At 62.2% G+C, this 17,395-nt stretch carries 14 protein-coding genes and 2 pseudogenes; 13 read left to right on the top strand and 3 right to left on the bottom strand.

The window, feature by feature from the left end; translation table 11 throughout:
* Positions 1-246: 246 nt before the first annotated feature.
* Complete coding sequence (locus PMI02_RS26200; protein ID WP_007679410.1) at positions 247-540, top strand: integration host factor subunit alpha; 294 nt, start codon at positions 247-249, stop codon at positions 538-540.
* 497 nt (positions 541-1,037) lie between these two features.
* A pseudogene (locus PMI02_RS26925) lies at positions 1,038-1,250 on the top strand (transposase); the annotation flags it as partial.
* Positions 1,251-1,325: 75 nt separating this feature from the next.
* On the opposite strand, the gene PMI02_RS27505 reads toward PMI02_RS26925, so the two are convergent.
* On the bottom strand, positions 1,326-1,739 hold the full coding sequence (locus tag PMI02_RS27505) for a hypothetical protein (RefSeq protein ID WP_162130146.1): 414 nt from the start codon (positions 1,737-1,739) through the stop codon (positions 1,326-1,328).
* Positions 1,740-1,789: 50 nt separating this feature from the next.
* Here PMI02_RS27505 and PMI02_RS04570 point away from each other — a divergent pair, with 50 nt between their 5' ends.
* On the top strand, positions 1,790-3,757 hold the full coding sequence (locus PMI02_RS04570) for an energy transducer TonB (protein WP_007679401.1): 1,968 nt from the start codon (positions 1,790-1,792) through the stop codon (positions 3,755-3,757).
* A 478-nt stretch (positions 3,758-4,235) separates the two neighbouring features.
* Here PMI02_RS04570 and PMI02_RS25750 read toward each other — a convergent pair whose 3' ends face one another.
* Positions 4,236-7,652 (bottom strand): DEAD/DEAH box helicase, encoded by a 3,417-nt coding sequence (locus tag PMI02_RS25750; RefSeq protein WP_007679400.1) that lies wholly within the window; start codon positions 7,650-7,652, stop codon positions 4,236-4,238.
* Positions 7,653-8,312: 660 nt separating this feature from the next.
* Between PMI02_RS25750 and PMI02_RS04560 the strand changes: the two genes are divergently transcribed.
* Positions 8,313-8,552: a hypothetical protein gene (locus PMI02_RS04560; RefSeq protein ID WP_007679399.1), complete on the top strand. Its 240-nt coding sequence runs from the start codon at positions 8,313-8,315 to the stop codon at positions 8,550-8,552.
* 283 nt (positions 8,553-8,835) lie between these two features.
* Here PMI02_RS04560 and PMI02_RS04555 read toward each other — a convergent pair whose 3' ends face one another.
* Positions 8,836-9,327, bottom strand: coding sequence for a hypothetical protein (locus PMI02_RS04555; protein ID WP_007679398.1), 492 nt, complete (start codon positions 9,325-9,327; stop codon positions 8,836-8,838).
* Between the two features lie 426 nt (positions 9,328-9,753).
* Between PMI02_RS04555 and PMI02_RS04550 the strand changes: the two genes are divergently transcribed.
* From PMI02_RS04550 to PMI02_RS04510, 9 genes and pseudogenes are all read left to right on the top strand, one after another.
* Positions 9,754-10,080 (top strand): hypothetical protein, encoded by a 327-nt coding sequence (locus PMI02_RS04550; RefSeq protein ID WP_007679397.1) that lies wholly within the window; start codon positions 9,754-9,756, stop codon positions 10,078-10,080.
* Between the two features lie 57 nt (positions 10,081-10,137).
* The gene (traL, locus tag PMI02_RS04545; protein WP_007679392.1) at positions 10,138-10,422 is read left to right on the top strand and encodes a type IV conjugative transfer system protein TraL; all 285 of its coding nucleotides are present in this window, start codon (positions 10,138-10,140) and stop codon (positions 10,420-10,422) included.
* Position 10,423: 1 nt separating this feature from the next.
* Positions 10,424-10,990 carry a type IV conjugative transfer system protein TraE gene (locus PMI02_RS04540; protein WP_007679389.1) on the top strand — a complete coding sequence of 189 codons (567 nt, stop codon included), beginning with the start codon at positions 10,424-10,426 and terminating at the stop codon, positions 10,988-10,990.
* Positions 10,983-11,789, top strand: coding sequence for a type-F conjugative transfer system secretin TraK (locus tag PMI02_RS04535; RefSeq protein WP_007679380.1), 807 nt, complete (start codon positions 10,983-10,985; stop codon positions 11,787-11,789). The genes PMI02_RS04540 and PMI02_RS04535 overlap by 8 nt, the downstream gene beginning before the upstream one ends.
* Positions 11,789-13,117, top strand: a complete 1,329-nt coding sequence (locus PMI02_RS04530) for a TraB/VirB10 family protein (protein ID WP_007679378.1) — start codon at positions 11,789-11,791, stop codon at positions 13,115-13,117. The genes PMI02_RS04535 and PMI02_RS04530 overlap by 1 nt, the downstream gene beginning before the upstream one ends.
* Positions 13,118-13,125: 8 nt before the next feature.
* Positions 13,126-13,959 carry a DsbC family protein gene (locus tag PMI02_RS04525; protein WP_007679376.1) on the top strand — a complete coding sequence of 278 codons (834 nt, stop codon included), beginning with the start codon at positions 13,126-13,128 and terminating at the stop codon, positions 13,957-13,959.
* Entirely contained in the window at positions 13,959-14,618 is a 660-nt protein-coding gene (locus tag PMI02_RS25745; protein ID WP_007679374.1) for a hypothetical protein, read from the top strand. The genes PMI02_RS04525 and PMI02_RS25745 overlap by 1 nt, the downstream gene beginning before the upstream one ends.
* Entirely contained in the window at positions 14,615-17,179 is a 2,565-nt protein-coding gene (gene traC, locus PMI02_RS04515) for a type IV secretion system protein TraC (protein ID WP_007679372.1), read from the top strand. Before PMI02_RS25745 ends, traC begins: the two co-directional genes overlap by 4 nt.
* Positions 17,176-17,395 (top strand): annotated as a pseudogene (locus PMI02_RS04510) (hypothetical protein); the annotation flags it as partial. The gene traC and the pseudogene PMI02_RS04510, both read left to right, overlap by 4 nt.

Here is a 17,395-nt window from a genome sequence, read left to right as displayed (position 1 = left end):
TTAGAGATCTGCGGTTTGTCGTGAGGGCGCCTTTGATTTACTCTCGGCATGTCGACTCATCCTGGAGTGGGTTATCTCTGCCATTATGATCCAACCCCTAATCGGCGATAAGCGGGCACGACGACAATGGTGTTGGTCGCCGCGCCCGCCACGCGCCTAGGTGATCTGAGACGCTCAAAACTTACGTTGTCCTGGTCCGCTACCTCCGGCTATCACGCTACCGAATCTGACGGTGGGGACCAATAGATGCAGACGTTGACGAGGGCCGGACTAACCGTTGCGCTTCAGGAAAAAGCAGGTCTGTCCAAGCGGAAAGCGGATGCCGTGGTAAACGGCATTATCGAGTGCATGTGCGAAGCGCTCGAGCGAGGAGAGCAAGTAAAGCTTTCCGGGTTCGGAACTTTCATTTTACGCGACAAGAATGAGCGCATGGGGCGCAACCCGAAGTCCGGAAATCTGCATCTGGTGACTGCTCGGAGAGTTATTGGCTTCCGCGCCTCTCCGCTGGTAAAACGCAGACTGGTCGCTCCACAGATGTGAGGTGAAGAGGTGGCGACCACGGGGGCAGGGTGGGCCGAACCGCTGTCCAACCCAAGTTTATGTTAATATGATGTTTTAATAGGCCGCGCCGTCACACTCCTCGCCGCGGAGCTCAAACGTCTGATGAATATCGCCGCGCGTTCAAGGGCTGTTAACGATGTTCCGACGCTGACACCTTTCGCCGGGGTGCACATGCTGATCGAGATGTCCAAGGGCCGTGATTAGGTGCCGGATTGTCAGTTGAGGCTTCGGATGCTTGCCCCTCGCAGTAAGCCTGATTTTGAGCGGCTGGCGCCTTAGCGATGGCTCTCACCTGGACGACCTTGCAGCGGAGGCAATGTCGCGCCTCCCTCCGGTTCTTGGGAAACCACCAGCCCCAGGTTCCCCATTTATGCGCGATTACGCAAAGCAAATTCACGTCGTATCTCCGTTGATGCCAGCTGCGACTACGAGGCCGCTTAAATGCGGGATAGGGTATCAAAAAAAATCCGGACTGCCTAAGCGGCGTGAAGCTGGTAACCTCGAATGCCCATGAGGGCATCAAGGCGTCTGTCGCCAAGGTCTTGAGTGCTACCTGGCAGCGGTGGCGTATCCACTTCATGCGCAATGCCTTGGCACGCGCCGGCAAGAGCGGCCGCCGCGTCATGACACTTGAGATCGTCGCGGGATTGAGCAATAACACCGTCATCACGCTGCCTGATATGGCAAGCTGATCAACGCGGCTTGACCGGAGATCGACGTGGCCGCGCCCTGGACCCTACACAACGCAACGGGATGCGATCCCTTCACTTGCTACGGCAGGCGCGGCGCATCGCCGGGACGGCTTCGGGACTAAGCGGGCGGGACCACGAAGCACAGCGCTGTCCCGCGCCGTCCAGCATCACCGAGTAGGGCAGGCCCGCAGCGCTTCGGCTATGAACCTTCCATAATTGCTCTGTGCGAATCTTCGAAGCCACCTGTACATTGGCTGGAAGCACAATGCGCAACCTTGAAATTCCATCGTCCGTCCAGGCAAGTACGACCGGATTGCCCGATGCGGCGGCGGCGATCCCGGAGATAGCGCGAACCTCGGCGACACAGGGCGCGCACCAATTTGCGCCGAAAAGGATGAGCGTCAACCGGTCCTGCGCTTGAGAGCCTTCAGGGCAAAGCGCGACCCCGCATGACAGGAAGGCTGCGGCCATAGACAGTCTGGACATGGCTGAATAGTACTTGGGGGAGAGACGATTATGCAAGCGGGGTACATGCAATGAGTCTTCTGGTCTTCCTTGCGGCAGCAGCGACTGCAACGGCAGCAGCCGAGCCACCAGCCACGGCACCCAAACCGGCGACACTTCAGGAAAGGTTCAATGCAGGCAGTGAACTCGCCAGTGCCGGCAAGTGCGCTGAGGCAGTTGCTGCGCTGGAAGCGCTGGAAAAAGACCCCCACGTCAAGCCTGGTTCCTTTCCGGCGTTGACGATCGCGGTGCGCAAGGGCACCTGCCTCGTTGCTCTTGGCCGTTCCGAGGAAGGCGAACGTGCCATTGCCCTTGGCCTTCCTGCGCTTGTCGAAGCTGGGCCGACTTTTGGCACCGACGTTTCTGAGGCCCGCCGGGCGCTCGGCGATGCGCGGCAGGAACGGTCTGACCGGGCCGGCGCCGCGCAGTACTACAGGCTTGCGCTCGAAGGCAGATCCGGCGCGGCCCGGCTGCGCCTGCTCGGCAGCCTCTCACGCGCGCTGGCATTCGACGGCGACGAGGCCGCGCTTTCCCCGACCGCCGAGGCGTTGACCCTGCTGACCACGTTGCCCGACATTCCCAACGCTGTCATCGCTAGTTTTCGCACTCTTCGCGCGCGCACCCTGCTAAACCAGGGGCGCACCGACGAGGCCTACAAGGAACTGAAGCAGGCGCTCGCCTTAAGCGGGGGCCTGACAACCCGTACCTCGCTCGATGAGGTGTCGCTGCGGGGCGATCTGGCGATGGCGGCCATGCTGATGAAAAAGCGTGACGATGCGCGCCTCTATCTGGCCTACACTGGGGCAGGGCGTATCAGTGATACTACGTTTGCTCAAGCGGAGGCTATGGACCTGCCGCTGTGCGGCTCGGAGACGGGGCTCAGGTCTGATGACGTCGCGGTCGTCGAGTTTGGCATCAATGCGGACGGTTCCATAATGTACGCGCGGACGGTCTATTCGCGTGGTGGCCCCCAAGTGGCGGCCGCATTCGAGCAGGCGGTAGGAGACTGGTACTGGCGGCCCGACGCTGCCAAGGCGATCCCGGAGTTCTATCGCCTGGCCGCGCGGGTTGAGCTGCGTTGCAGCAACCGCCTCGGAAAGGGGCCCGGGCTCTGGGCGCCGGTCAACAGTCGGTTCGGACAATGGGCCGCCGGGCTGCTGCCCGCCCAAGTGCAGGGTCCTGGCCGAGCGGCAGTTCTTGGTACACTGCGCGGGATAGGGGAGGACAAAAGCGGGGCAACATCGCCGGCAATGCGGGTCGCGGCGCTTGGTACGATGCTGGTCGCCGACAGTTATGCGCCGAGCCTAATCGCCGATGAGGCGCTTGCACTGACCGGCAAGGCGTCCGCACCGCCCGAGGTGATCAACTGGCTGCGCATGCAGCGGGTAATGCACACCGAAAAAACAGGCCTGCGCAAGGAGCAGGCCCGCAGCAGGGCGCTGGTGGCGCTGGCCGCGGAGCCTGCGATAGCAGCTGACGCGCTTTCGGCGGACACACTGTTGCTGGAAGCAGCCGGCACCCGGACCACCCGCCGTGATCCGCAATCCGATGCCTGGGTCTCGCAGGTGGCGCAGGACAATCGGCTGTCCGAGACCCACCCGCTTCGTCAGCTGGGCTGGCTCGCGCTGGCGAACCGATCCGCCGCCGCGGGCAATGTCGCGGCGGCGCAGGCCTATTACGCCAAGAGCGGCCTCAGCGACGAGCAGTGTGCCTTGCTCAGCCTGCCGCCTTCTATCCGCAAGACCAACGTCGGTAGCGGCGACTATCCGATGTCGGCAGCGATGATGGGCTTCGAGGGCTGGGTGCGGCTGGAGTACGACATCAACGCCAATGGTTCGACAACCAACGTGCGGCCGCTCGCGGCCTATCCGCCGCTGATCTTCGGTGACGCTGCGACGGCTATAGGAAAGGGAGTGCAGTATGACATGAGCTACCGCCCCGGCCAGACTGCAACGGCGTGCAGCGCCAACACCAATACGATCAGTTTTTTGATGCATTGAACGGGCAGGGGCTTGCTGCGCAAAGGAGGCAGGAACTTGCAGGATATGCGGATCAATCTCAGACAGATTGGGTTCCGGTTTCCCGGTCGGCGCGCAATGCTGGCTGCGGCCCGTCCGGTTCTCTCCGGCGACGATCTGGCGGCATCGTCGCCGCAGCGCCGAGGAGCGCGTAGCAGCGCTGATGATCATTTGCGGAGCTTCCTCTTTCCCGCTTCCTTGACGAGCAGGTCGTGCATACGAGGACGACGAGGTTACGCAGCTGATCCTCGACACGCATGAGACGGCGGCTTTCACGCCCTGGCCTCGAAGACGGTTGTCGAAATGCGCTAATGGCTTCTTCACGAGAGCATCAGCGGTGAGGAGATCGCCCGCACCGTACTGGGAATCACTGCGGAGATGGCGGCTGCGATATCAAGCTGATGCGCAACCAGGATCTCGTCGCAGCAGCCGGTCGCATCGCCAGTGCAGGCTAAGTGATTCAGCCGAGCAAGAACGCAATATCTTCGTCAGTGAGCGCCGTCGAACCCGTCTGGGCCGTGTCGTCCCACAGAACGTTTGCGAGGTCCTGCTTGCGTCCCTGCAACGCGAGGATCTTCTCCTCGATCGTGCCTGTCGCAATCAGGCGATGGACGAAGACAGGTTTGGCCTGCCCGATACGGTGAGCGCGGTCGATCGCCTGAGCTTCGACGGCCGGGTTCCACCACGGATCGTAAAGGATCACGGTGTCCGCCGCCGTGAGATTGATGCCCGCTCCGCCGGCCTTCAGACTGACGAGGATCAATGGCACAGCTCCGGACTGGAAGCGTTCCACCGGGCGGGCGCGATTGCGGGTGGTGCCGCGCAATTGCTCGTACCGGATGGCCATGCGATCCAGATCTTTGGCGATAAGGTCCAACATGGTCGTGAACTGGCTGAAGACGATGACCCTGCGGCCCTCCTCGACCAGTTCGTCGAGCATCTCCAACAGGCGCGCGCGTTTTGCCGATGGGACATCTATGCCCAGCTCCCGCGGGAGCAGCGCCGGATCACAGCAAATCTGCCGAAGCTTAAGCATTGCGTCGAGGACGATGATTTGCGAGCGCATCAGACCCACGCGGTCGATCTCTTCGCGTACCCGCGCCTGCATCAACAGTCGCTGGCTTTCGTAAAGGCGCAGCTGCGCTTCGGAAAATTCGATCCGTTCTGAAATAATCGTTTTGGGCGGCAGTTCCGAGGCGACTTCGTCCTTGGTCCGACGGAGCATGAAAGGACGCATTCGCCTTCCCAGCGATGCTTTCGCATTCGCATCGCCATGTTTTTCGATCGGCGTACGATAGGTTTTGCGAAAACTGTCGAACGTACCTGAGAGACCTGGATTTGTGAGGCTCGCCAAGGACCACAAGTCCGTCAGTCGGTTTTCGACAGGCGTACCGGTAAGGGCTATGACCTGCTTCGCTTTCAGCGATGAGGCTGCCTTGAAACCCGCCGTCTTCGGGTTCTTGAGCACATGGGCTTCGTCAAGAACCACGAGCTCGTAGTGATACTGCGCCAGCAGTTCGTCGTCGCGGGCAAGTAGCGGATAACTGGTAAGCAGGATTTCGGCGTCGGCGAGCCGCTCACCCAAGGCCTCGTAACGCCCGGGCCCATGCCATAGCAGGAATTCAATGTTGGGTGCGAAACGCGCCAGCTCGGCTTGCCAGTTTGGCAGCACCGATGTTGGAGCGACGATCAGTATCGGACCTTTTCGACACGTTCTCTGCTGCCGGACGTAGAGAATATGCGCGATGGCCTGCAAGGTCTTGCCCAGCCCCATGTCATCGGCAAGAATTCCGCCCATGCCTGCGCCGTGGAGAGCCTGCATCCAGGCGCACCCGCCCAATTGGTACGCCCGCAGTTCCGCTGCCAGTCCGGGAGGCACAAAGGCGAGATTATCTTTGTTTTCGCTGACATCGTGCAATGCCTTGGCGAGAATTTGCAGCTTGTCCTCACTGGTCCAGGGCAGGCCGGTTCCGGCCAGTTCATGAACGATCCCGAGGTCATGAGGGCTCAGCTTCAATTTCGACGCATCACGGTCTGTCAATGCCAGGCGCAGGAGCGCCTCGATCAGCGGTCGCACTGCCCCAAGCCTCACCGCTGTGAAACAGGAGCCGCCAATTGGGAGTGGGATGAGATGGTCGTCGCCGTACTCGAGCACAGTGCTGCCGCCGCCGGCCAGCACGCGGCGCAGAGCAGGAAGGACGTCGACGCGCTGCCCCTCGATCTGCGCGGCGAGTTCAACGTCGAACCAGTCGATTGCACTATCGCGGGCGTGTTGCGGAGTCTCGTTAGGTACGAGAGCAAGGCTCGGCCGATCGTCTGAGGCAAGTTCGTCTGGGGCGAGGTAGACATGGGGCCATTTGGGCGCGTACTCAATCAGCCAGCCTTCCGCACGCAGCGCGGTCACATCATTGATGAGGAAGTCAGGAAAGGACTCCGCAAGCGGGCGGCCTGCCTCGCCATCGATCAGCCCGTGGTCCCAGGCCTGTGCAGGTTTGGGCTCGAGCGCGTCGGCATGAACGATGGGCAGCAAAGAGGTCCGGGCGAGTCGATCGACTGCGGCCTGTTCAGCTTCAAGGTTGCGTAGGATGCGGGTAGGCCCGGCAGGCCCGGTAACAATGACTTCCGGCGTAGTAATAGCGCTACCGATGCGGTGGCCGGCGTAGTCGAATTCCAGTCGGACCAGTTCCATCGTTTCCATGCGTGCCCGCGAGCGCCAGTCCCAGGCTGGAGGATGCCGCTTCACTTTGTCGATTATGAAGCGCAGCACAGGTCTCGGCGTTATCGATGAGAGCTCTTCGGCAAATGAAAGGGCGGGCGGAGGCAGCGCGCCACCGGAAATTCGCTCCCATCTGGAGGCGAGAGCCGCGATCTCGACAGCACCGATAGGCGGCATGGCGAGCAGCCGCCCGGCAATCACGGGTGCGACGTCGGTCTCGATGAGGCCGAGTTCTCCTTGCGCTGGATCATAGAACACCGGCGGATCGCCGGCGAAGATGACCGGTTGGTCCGGACTGTCTTCTCCGTTCGGTTCCAGATCGACGATCTGCCGGCCATCTTCCAGGGTTTGCCAACATAGCCGCATCTGCAGGTTTGATGCCGCGATCGAGACGGCCGGGCCATCGGGGCGATGCATACGCAGCATCCCGGCATGCGCCGCCTCGCGAAGCCATTGCCAGCCATGTCGTCCGTGCGGAACGCGGTTGGGGCCAAAGTCGCCGCCTCCCGCAATCGATGCGGTCCGCGCGAGCAGGCGCTGTGCCACCGGATCAATTTGCGCGCCTAAACGCTCGAGCTCCCAGGAACGCACCGTATGCCAGGAAGGCTCCCCTTTGCCGCGGTGCCAAGCCTGTATCTGCAGGTGGAAGCGCGGGGGGATCGCGGGGACCGGCGCATTTTTCCGTTCGGTACGTTCCGACTTGAAGAGACTATTTTGCTCTATGGCGAAAATGACAGAGTCATTCTGAACGACCCGCAATTCGTCGAGCATTGCAGCATTGAGCCATTCTCCTACCGACCCGGAGAGTTGCGGTGTACGCTGCGCTGACGCCATAATCGTCAAGCGGGGCTTTTCTGCCGCGATTGGTGGCCCTTCATTGCGCAGGGCGAAAAGCAGGGCTGCAATATGCTTGCAGGCCTCTCCCACGGGACAGGTGCACTGGCTATCAGGGAACCCATCGTACTCTTCATCATCGAAGACGATCGAGGCAAAGTAGCCATTTTTTCCGCTGCCCCGCACGATACCGGCAACCATGCTGAACTCCGGATCGATCTGCAGGTCGCTCACGCGTCCCTGAAGGAAATACTCCTGCCCGGCGTAAACCATTCGTTCGGTCTGCACGGCAGCGAACAGCAGTTCATCGGTGACAGGGGGTATCATGAGGCTCACTTTTGCAACGGCCTCGGTCGATGACAAGCGTTTTGACCGGGAGGGGGCTTCCCGTGAGCGTTCGGTTCCATGCCTATCATTTTCGCCGGGCGGCAGAGCTAGGCTACCTTCACAGGCGGCCAGGCGCGTTATAGGGACCAGTTGCTCGCGCGCAGCGGCTGCGCCCCCCGCGAAGAGTCTGCCTTTTTTCGCTAGGTGTGCCGACTAGGCCTGCGACGAGTGCCTCGGCTGCGCTGACACCGGCTGGATGGGATCCGACGGCGGCTCGGCCCCAGCGCACCTAATCGGAATCGCGGAGTTATGATCGGCCGCGCTGTTTCCCTCAGGCCATCCTGTATCTTGCGGGACGGAGCCGCCGTCGGTGACCGTCAATCGCTGCCGCTCTGTACCCTCACCATGACAGGTTGGACGACTTCGTCTCAAGCGACTGCCGCCCTTCGCCATTCAGGTACAATAGGTAGAATAATAGACGCTTGCGGGACGGGGGTCGTCGCTAACGGAACGGGGCCGCAGCGCTTTGACGCTTCGATGACCGCACCGTGCAGCGGGCACCTTCACCAATCAAAGACAGCTTGCTGTATCAGCGCGGTCACTCAGCCGGAACGATCCCAGCGCATCCGTGTTCGACAAGTTCGCGACAAGGAGCACGTGATGACCCGTTTTACTTTTCACACCCCGGACGGGGAGGAAATCGAGATCGATGGCGACGACGTGGTGAGCGTCAGCACGGGTGATGACTCGGAGACTACACTCGTCGAACTCGAAGATGGTGACGAGGTTGTGGTCGCTGCTGGCAAGTTGGAGGTTATCGCCCAACTCGGCCTCGACCCGCTCGAACACGATGAGATCGACAATGATGCGACTGCAGGAGACTTCGACGAAGACGACTGACCCTGGTCAAATGCAAGAGTTGCCGCCATCCGATCGCTGGTCTGGCCCAAGGTCGGCGATCGGACTTTCTCAGGCTTTCGGACCGGCCATCTCGGCAGCCGTTGAGCGCGTCAAACCATGCTCGTCGCGGCGCAAGGCTGGGGTCTCAGCGCCAGACTTGAACGCCGGGCTTGTTGGCTTGTGAGACATGATTTTCTACGATGGCGCGCGCGGAGCGCTGTTAGTACAACTTCAACACGCGGCGCGATGGCAAACTCGCAAGCTGCGCCAGTTCCAGAAACCGTCAATTCCAGAACTGGTCCCTGCGCGACTTCACAATGTTTTCATGATGCCGCTTGATGTCGCTGGAAATTTTGTCGGCATGGGCGCGGCAGAGGTTTCTGTTCATCGTCTCGAACTCGCCCTCACACGACGATATTGCATTCGACAGTGAGATGCAGAGTTCCGCTGTGTAGAACGACACTGTTTCGGTGATAGCATCAAAGTAGGCGGCTGGCTCGTTCATCAGCGAGACTGCGATGAGCGACCGGAGAGGATCCACCGATAGATAGGCGCTCAACCGGTGCAGTTCGACTACAGTCAGCTGCCCCGCCTCAAGCCGCTGAAAGAAATGCCGGCGAAACCGTTCGCGAATGATGCCCGCGTCGTGGAGGATCTGCGGAGTTATGTCTCGCCGCTCCATGACGGCACGGATGATTTGCGCATGCCCCCGGGTGAGCGAGGGGCCTTCGCAAGGCTTTGGGAACGCGGCGACACGATCTTCGGCTGGCTGCATTTACGTCTCCCTTCGGCAGGCAGAGGGGCTTGCATATTACCCGGTGCGGATCGCGATCGGTTTGCCGTCGCGACATCCCAGGAAATATCAGCTCAGCGAGAAGACCGGTATTACAGGTTGGGGGTATTGCATCTCCGACAGCACGTGGCCGCGAGTCGGATACGATCGGCATTTCGCGAGCCGGAGCCACCCTAACCGCTGCCGCTTCTGGTCGCCTCTTCCGCAGGGATGGCCATGCACACTGCTTCTGCGGCCTTTGTCATGACAGTTTGCCCCAGGGCGGCGCCGGCTCTGGATCAAACCTGCATTCCGGAGCGCTGCGCCCGTGCCCGTGGTCCTCATCTGGCCTCTCGCTTTTGCAACCCCGCGGCAGATCAGTTCAGATCAATGGGCGCTTGAGCGCACAGCTGAACAACGGAGGAATCCATGATCGAGCAAGCAGGGTTAATCAACAGGCATACCGCGACGAGGGCAGGCCAAGTTCTTGCGGCGGCGGCAGCTGCATGCGCTCTGGGCGCGGGCGCGGCTTTTGCCGGAACAGATACCACCTTCGACACCGCACTGACCCAATTCACGGGATTCCTCGAGGGGTCCGGAGGCAAGATCATCACCGTGCTGTCGCTGGCCGGCGGCATTGTCGGCCTTGCCTCCGGCCGCTTCTCGCTGGGCCAAGTCGCGATCCCCGTAGGCGTGGGCGTGGGTGCCGGAACCGGCATCCCGATCGTCACGTCGACCATCACTGCAACTGTCTGACAGGCGCCGGGGGCGCGGGGACTTCCTGCGCGTCCCCCGGATATCGGGGGCGAGTCCATGGATCAATACAGTATTCCCAGACACCTGGATGATCCGGAACTCATCGGCTTCTGGACGTTCGACGAGTTCGTCGTGATGCTCGTACCCTTCGGGTGGGGTATCCTGTCTCAGCATATCGTGGTCGGCCTGCTCTTCAGCATCGGGGCATGGCTCGGTTATCGCAAGCTTCGGGCAGGCCGCTCGATGTGCTGGATACTCCATCTCGCCTATTGGCATCTGCCAGGAGGGTTTTTCGGGCTCAGGTCCGCACCGCATTCCCACATCCGGGTACTGGCGGGCTGACATGGACGCAGCCTTCGCTCACCAGCAGTCGCAGCGCGCGCTCAGGCAGCGCAACTTCCTAGCCATCGGCTGCCTTGGGCTAGGTATCGCTTGCCTCGCTCTGGTGACCATGGCCGTGCGCCGCGAGCGGGAGGTCATTCTTCAGCCGGTCGTTCCCAGAACCATGTCGATCTCGTCTTCCGGCGTGTCTCGCGACTACCTCGAGGCGGTGACGCGGGACACGGCCCAGTTGGCGCTAAACCGTTCGCCCGAAACACTCCAGTATTGGATGGATTCGATCCTCAAGATCAGTGCGCCCGAGGCGCGCGGCGGGCTAAAATCGAAGCTCATAGGCATCATCGAAGAGCAGCAGGGGTCGCAGGTGACCCAGTTCGTGACGATCGACTGGATACGCGTCGATCCCGCCTCTCTTACCAGCGAAGTCGGCGGTGTCCTGCACACGATCGTAGCCTCACGAGACGTGCGCCGCGAGAACCGGGTCTTCCGTTTCGCATGGAAATACGAGGGCCTGAGCCTGAAGCTGCGTGGCTTCGGCGTCCTCTCCAGAAAGGACCAGATCGATGAGTGAAATGATCGCCGCATGCGAGATCGCCTCGGGCGTTTCGCTGCTGTCTTCGCTCGACTGCTTCGCCAAGCGATGCTGCGGAACCGCTCTGCTGGCTGCGGGACTCGTGGCGGCCCAGCCGGCACTTGCGGATCAGACAGTCATCGCGGCGGACAATGGCTCGGTCCAGTGCGATGCCTCGAAGCAGGATCTGACGAGGATATCGCTCAGGGACGACCGTTTTACCGCGGTTTCGAAAGTCGCCAGCGCTGTCGCTGCGGAAGACTTCTCGGTCGTTCACGAGCCGACCCGCGGCGACATCTATATTTCTGTGCCGGAAGGATACCAGCGCAGCTCGATCTCGTTCTTCGGCACGACGCAGAAGGGTTTCGTCTACAAGTTCATCTGCCGGGTGGGCGGCGCGGATGCGACACAGGTCTTTGTTACCAATCCCGATTCTGCAAGGGCTGAGCCGGCCGCCGTTCGAGCGCCGCTCCGCAGGGACATCCCGCTCGGTGCACAGGCAGTCGCCCTTATAAAGGCAATGTTCGAGCAGCGGCCGATCGAGGGGTTCGAAATCCGCGACGAACCCCGCGCGCCCGTGACCAAAGGCAGCCTCAAGGTCCAGCTTGTCAGCGAATACGACGGCGTGACCGTGGCCGGTAAGGTCCTGCGGATCGAAAACACCGGCGAAACGTCGGTCGCTGTGAGCGACGAACTCATCGCCCCGAGCGGCGCAATCGCTGTCAGCATCGCCAATGCGAGACTGGAGCCCCGCCAGGCCACGGGCGCCTACGTTGTCGTGCCGGCAGGGGACCGGTGATGGATATCCCCGCGCGCAAGCCCAAGAACGTCGAAGGCGAAGTCCCGCAAGTGCATGACCGCCTCGACGCCGCTCTGGGCATTGCCGAGAATGCAGCTGCAGCGAAGCGGCAGAAGCTGCTCCTGTTCGGGGGCGGATCGCTGATCGCGCTTGCCGGCGTGGCCTACATCACTGGAGACGATAAAACGGAAAGCTCGAATTTCGCTGACGGGGACAAGACCGTCGAAATTTCGACTGACGCCATCATGAACCGTCAACGCGCCGAGCGGGAATGGATGGCAATGTACGAGCGCCAGCAGACGGAGCAGGGCAACCAGCTCAAGGGCATGCAAAGCACCGTCTCGAAAGTGGACCAGGTGCAAGAGGAGCTTCAGACACTTCGCCAGGAAAATGCACAAGTGAAGGCGGATGCCGCGCGGGTCCTCGAGGCCTACGAGAGCGAGAACCGGCGGCTGCGCCAGCAGGTCGGCGCGCGGAGCGGCGAGGGTAGCGGGGCACCTGCAGCCGGCGCCGCAGCTGCTGCCAAGGCGCTGGGGGTGTCCATGGATACGGGCGCGCGGCTGAACGAGGTGAAGCTCGTCTCGTTCGCACCGGCGGGGCCGGCCACGCCGGTCGGAGACGGCAGGCAGATCGCCGCCTCCGGCAAACAGGTTGGCGCCGCTGGCGGCCAAGCGCTCTATACCGACAGTCCGAACTACCTGCCGCCCAACTCGATCGCCCAGGCCAAGGTCGTCGTCGGCGTAGATGCCGCGACCAATGTAAGGAGCCAGAGCGATCCGCTTCCAGTCCTGCTGCGCGTGACGGGGCCAGCCAGGTCAGTGTTCTCGGATGGCAAGCTGCTGCGGACCCGGATCCAGGGCTGCATGGTCAATGGCGCTGCTTACGGCGACCTCTCCTCAGAGAAGGTCTACGTCAAACTCCAGCGCATGACTTGCCCGCAGCCTGGTGGCCGGTACGCGGTCTCCGAAGTGAAAGGCTTTATCTCGTTCGGCGGCAAAGTTGGCCTGCGCGGCCGTGTCGTCAGCCGCGAGGGCGGACTGATCGGCCAGGCATTTCTTGCCGGTGTAGCGGGAGGCTTCGGCAGAGGCTTCAGCGCCAATGCCAACTCAGTTTTCTCGGGCACGACGGTCAGTGTCGACGGCAAGCGCGAGGCGCTGTCCCCGGGCGAGATCGTCAAGGGCGGCCTTGGAGAGGGCATCGCCAGTGCTGGCGACACCGTCTCCGACTACCTGATCGAGCGTGCTGAGCAGTATCAGCCGGTCATCGAAATGCCGACCGGCGCCGACGTCGAGGTGGTGTTTCTCGACGGGACCTTCATCCGGAACTGAGGTGACCCATGACGCGACGAGCCATTTGCCATTTCAGCATCGCCCTCGCCGCGCTTGCGGCCGGAGCAGGAACCCTGACTTGGGCCGCTAGTGCGGGCGATGCCCGGCTGGGGCGGGTACTCGCGGCGCGCCTGCCCCGCACCCCGGTCACTGCGATCGACTGCGGCAAGATCGACGGTCTGTGCGAAGTGCAGGCGGGCAAAAGCCTTTTCTACACCGACAAGGCAGGCCGCTTCCTCGTCATCGGCCGTGTCTACGATATGGACACGCGCCAAGATCTGACGGCCGCGCGGTTGCTCGAAATCAGCCCGGAACTCCTTATCGGGGACGCGGCCGGGCTGGGCGCCGGGGACGAGAGCCGGGTGGCGGATGGGAGGCAGGTTTCGGATACACCGAAGCCGCAGGTACCGCGCACCCCGCTCCGAGAGAAAGTGGCGCTCGCCGGCCTTCCCGAAACGGGCGCTATCCGGTGGGGGGCGGGCCCGCAGACGGTCACAGTCTTCAGCGATTTCCGCTGCGGCTATTGCAGACAGCTGCATCGTACGCTCGCGGAGATGAAAGTTTCCGTGATCGAGCGCCCGATCTCGCTGCTTGGAACACGCCCGATTTCCGATGCCGTGATCTGCGCCAGTGACCGCGCGGAGGCGGTGGCCAAAGCTTACAATCATGAACCGATTGATGCTGCAGGCGAATGTGACACCAGAGGCCTCGACGCCAACGAGGCGTTCGCGAGAGAGAACGGCTTCACCGGCACGCCGGTGATCGTGCGCAGCGACGGTGCTGTCGTCCATGGCTATCGTCCCCGCGCATTTCTCGAAACATGGCTGAAGGAAACACGCTGATGGGCTGGCTCCTGCACAAGCCGCTTCTTCTGGGCGCAGTCCTGGTCACGCCGGCCTGTACGTCACTGGGCACGAATGTCAGCGGCTCGTTCCGGTGCGAGGCACCTGACGGTATCTGCGCGCCGTCGGTTGCCATCGACGACCGGGCCCTTGCCGAAATCGTAGATAGTGAGGAACGCGAGCGCGCGGCGCCTGCCGGGCGCTTCAGCGTAGATGATGGCGAACCAGGCCGGAGAGCAGTCGCAGACGGCGGCGCAGGTGGGGACGGAGCGGGGGCCATGGCCCCGACCTTCCGGCTCAATGTGGTGTTCCCCACCTATACCGACATCGCCGGCGCCGCGCACGAGCGCCGAACCGTGACGGCGCAGGTCGGCCTGCCGGGAAGAACGGCGAGCAGCGTGGAACTGGCATGGCGGCCGCCCGGCCGTGACAACGTGACCGGACTTCTCGCAGCGGCGCAGAACGCTCCGCTGATTGTCTCCGAAACCAGGAATGTTTCTGGCCCGGCAATAGTGCCAGGCTCTCCTGATGGCGGCGATCCGAATGTGCCTGCGGCCGCGGGCCCGATCACACGGATCAGGTCGGAGGTGGATGCAAGCCTGAGGAGCAACATACGCTCACAAGCGCGGTCCTTCCCGCCGTCGGAGGAAGATCGATGAGCCTTTTTGACAGCCTCTATGAGATGGTTCTTGGCGACAGCCGCAAGCCCGAGAGGACTGTGCGTCTCGCATCTGTCCCGATGTTGTCGCACTACCTCGGCTACCGCTCGTTCGACGAGACCACCAAGGTGTTCTACCAGGTCCGATCGAAGGGTTTCATTCTCGAGCTCGCACCGCTGATCGGCGGCGACGAGCGCACGGCCGACATCATCGGCGGCATTTTTTCCGACATCCTGGTCCCCGGCTGTGCTTTCAGCATTGTCAATTACGCCTCGCCGCGTGTCTCGGAGAAGCTGGCCGAGTGGATGCTGCCAAGGGTGGAGGCAGGCGGCGTCTTCTCGACGCTGGCACGGCACCGAGCGGACAAACTGCGCGGCGGGGCCTGGCAGTCGCTCGCAAGCGACGGCCCCTTTCTCGTGCGCAATTTCAGGGTAATTCTCTCGATCGGCGCGCCCGATGGTTCGAGGATCGGCATCGACGATCTGCTCACCATCCGCGACGCCCTCATTGCGGCGCTCGATTCGATCAACATTCCGGTTCGGAACCTCGGCCCGGTCGATCTGATCCGCTTCTTCGACGAGGTTCTGTGCGCTTCGACGGGCGCCGGCGACGATGCGCCCGGCTACAACCGGTTCGATCCGATCAACGAGCAATGCGTGCGGCGGGACGTTGTCACCCATGTCGAGAAGGACCGGCTGCTTCTTCACGCGCAGTCGCTGCGACCGACCGGTAGCGTGGTGGAGGGTGTGCCTGAATACGAGGATTACGTACCCGAGCGCTTCGACGTGCGGACCATGTCCATCCGCAACTTTCCCGACCGCTGGGCTCCGTGGGACACGCAGAAGATCATCGGCGACGTGTTCAATCCCAAGCTCTGCCTGCCGTGCCCGACGCTGCAATCGGTCTGCGGGACGATACCGGGTATCGAGACTTCGGAATCGAGGGCGGGGTACAAGTTCGCCCGGACCCAGTCACTCTCCGAAGGACAGGGAGTCCGGCTGGTTCCCAAGCTGCGGGACCAAGCGGCCGAGTGGCGCAGCGTCCAGGAGCGCGTGAAAGCCGGCGAGAAGCTCATTCGCTGCTATTATGCGATCAGTCTGATCGCGCCTCGGGGGGCTGCCGAGACCGCCGAAAGGTCAATCAAAGGTATCTACAAGGCGGCCGGCTGGGACCTGATCGACGAGACCCACATTCAGCTTCCCGCCTTCATGGCGCACTTTCCCCTGATGATCGCCGATGGGCTGGCCTCGGACCTCGATCGCATGAAGCGGTTTCGCACGCTGCTGTCGTCGAACGTCGCCGCGATCTCGCCAGTGCAGGGCGAGTACGTCGGCGGCGACATTCCGCATGTCCTCTTGGTGGGACGACGCGGACAGCCGCAGTTCTGGTCGCCATTTCAGAACCGGGCGGGCAATCACAATGTCGCGATCGCCGGGAAATCGGGGTCAGGCAAGTCGGTTTTTCTCCAGGACCTGACCGCCAGCTTGGCCGGGGTCCGCTCGAAAGTCATCGTCATTGATGACGGACGCTCGTTCGAGCACATGGCAAAAGTGCTCGGGGGAACTTTCACCGAGTTCAGGTTGTCCTCGGGCATTTCGATCAATCCGTTCCGCATGATCGATCCGCAGCTCGCAGACGGCGACGAAGATTATCTCGTCGACTGCCTTGCGATGCTGAAAGCCATCCTGTCACAAATGGCGCGCTACGAGACCCGTCTGAATGATACTGAGCGTGGGCTCATAGACCGGGCCGTCAACACCGTGTGGAACGAGCATCAGCGCGGCGGAACGGTGGACCTGGTCATTGCCGCGCTCGAAACTGAGGATCATGCAGCCGCCGCCGAGCTCGCGATGGCGCTCCTGTCCTTCTCTTCGCAAGGCACGTACGGGCGCTTCTTTCTTGGCGAGAGCAATCTCGATCTATCCGCCGACCTAACGGTTTTCGAGCTGTCCGACCTAGCATCGCGCGAGGAGCTGCGCAGCGTAGTGCTGACCTCGATCATGTTCGTTGCATCGCAGACGATTCGGCGCATGAACCGCACGATCCCCAAGGCGCTGCTCATCGACGAGGCGTGGCAGATGCTGCGTGGCGGGGCTATGGCCGATTTTGTCGAGACGTATTCGCGCACTTGCCGCAAGTACGGGGCCTCGCTCATCACTGCGACGCAGTCGATCAACGACTACTACAAGTCGGAAGGTTCGCGGGCCGCGCTGGAAAACTCCGACTGGTTCGTGATCCTGCAGCAGAAGGCCGAGACGATCTCGGATTTCCGAAAGTCCGACCGGTTTGAAATGAACGGGTACACCGAGGCTCTGCTTCGCTCGCTCAAACGCAACGGCATCGAGTATTCCGACGTTCTGATCCGGGGACCGGAAACCGAGACGGTCTGCAGGCTCGTACTCGATGCCTATTCCGGCACGCTTTATTCCTCGAGTCCGGACGTTTTTGCTAAAATCGAGGCCCTGGTGGACCGGGGCTACAGCGTTGCCGGCGCGATCGAGTGCGTTGCATTTCCCGGCCGCGGCGGACGTGACGAACGCAAGCTGGACACCGCGCCATGAGCGGGGATGTTGCCCACGGTGGAACTGGGAAGGCGGGTTTCCAGGAAAGCCTCGCGGCCGGCCTGCGCCTCGCAGGCTGGCTGGCGGTCAACCTGCTGACGTCGCTCGGCGTGCTGACTTTCGCGGCATTCATACTCGGCGGTTTTTCGATCGAGGGAACCATGCACCATCTCGCCAATCTCTCGGTGCGGTATATCGAGGCTGGCGGCGGCCGCC

It is taken from the genome of Novosphingobium sp. AP12, from assembly GCF_000281975.1.
Classification (GTDB): domain Bacteria; phylum Pseudomonadota; class Alphaproteobacteria; order Sphingomonadales; family Sphingomonadaceae; genus Novosphingobium.
The sequence above is the reverse complement of the archived record's forward strand: the minus strand, read 5'-3'. Positions and strand labels throughout refer to the sequence as shown.

Excerpts from the sequence above, each read along its gene's own strand:
- PMI02_RS26200 (WP_007679410.1), top strand. The coding sequence starts at position 247 with ATGCAGACGTTGACGAGGGCCGGACTAACCGTTGCGCTTCAGGAAAAA.
- PMI02_RS27505 (WP_162130146.1), bottom strand. The coding sequence starts at position 1,739 with ATGTCCAGACTGTCTATGGCCGCAGCCTTCCTGTCATGCGGGGTCGCG.
- PMI02_RS04570 (WP_007679401.1), top strand. The coding sequence starts at position 1,790 with ATGAGTCTTCTGGTCTTCCTTGCGGCAGCAGCGACTGCAACGGCAGCA.
- PMI02_RS25750 (WP_007679400.1), bottom strand. The coding sequence starts at position 7,652 with ATGATACCCCCTGTCACCGATGAACTGCTGTTCGCTGCCGTGCAGACC.
- PMI02_RS04560 (WP_007679399.1), top strand. The coding sequence starts at position 8,313 with ATGACCCGTTTTACTTTTCACACCCCGGACGGGGAGGAAATCGAGATC.
- PMI02_RS04555 (WP_007679398.1), bottom strand. The coding sequence starts at position 9,327 with ATGCAGCCAGCCGAAGATCGTGTCGCCGCGTTCCCAAAGCCTTGCGAA.
- PMI02_RS04550 (WP_007679397.1), top strand. The coding sequence starts at position 9,754 with ATGATCGAGCAAGCAGGGTTAATCAACAGGCATACCGCGACGAGGGCA.
- traL (WP_007679392.1), top strand. The coding sequence starts at position 10,138 with ATGGATCAATACAGTATTCCCAGACACCTGGATGATCCGGAACTCATC.
- PMI02_RS04540 (WP_007679389.1), top strand. The coding sequence starts at position 10,424 with ATGGACGCAGCCTTCGCTCACCAGCAGTCGCAGCGCGCGCTCAGGCAG.
- PMI02_RS04535 (WP_007679380.1), top strand. The coding sequence starts at position 10,983 with ATGAGTGAAATGATCGCCGCATGCGAGATCGCCTCGGGCGTTTCGCTG.
- PMI02_RS04530 (WP_007679378.1), top strand. The coding sequence starts at position 11,789 with ATGGATATCCCCGCGCGCAAGCCCAAGAACGTCGAAGGCGAAGTCCCG.
- PMI02_RS04525 (WP_007679376.1), top strand. The coding sequence starts at position 13,126 with ATGACGCGACGAGCCATTTGCCATTTCAGCATCGCCCTCGCCGCGCTT.
- PMI02_RS25745 (WP_007679374.1), top strand. The coding sequence starts at position 13,959 with ATGGGCTGGCTCCTGCACAAGCCGCTTCTTCTGGGCGCAGTCCTGGTC.
- traC (WP_007679372.1), top strand. The coding sequence starts at position 14,615 with ATGAGCCTTTTTGACAGCCTCTATGAGATGGTTCTTGGCGACAGCCGC.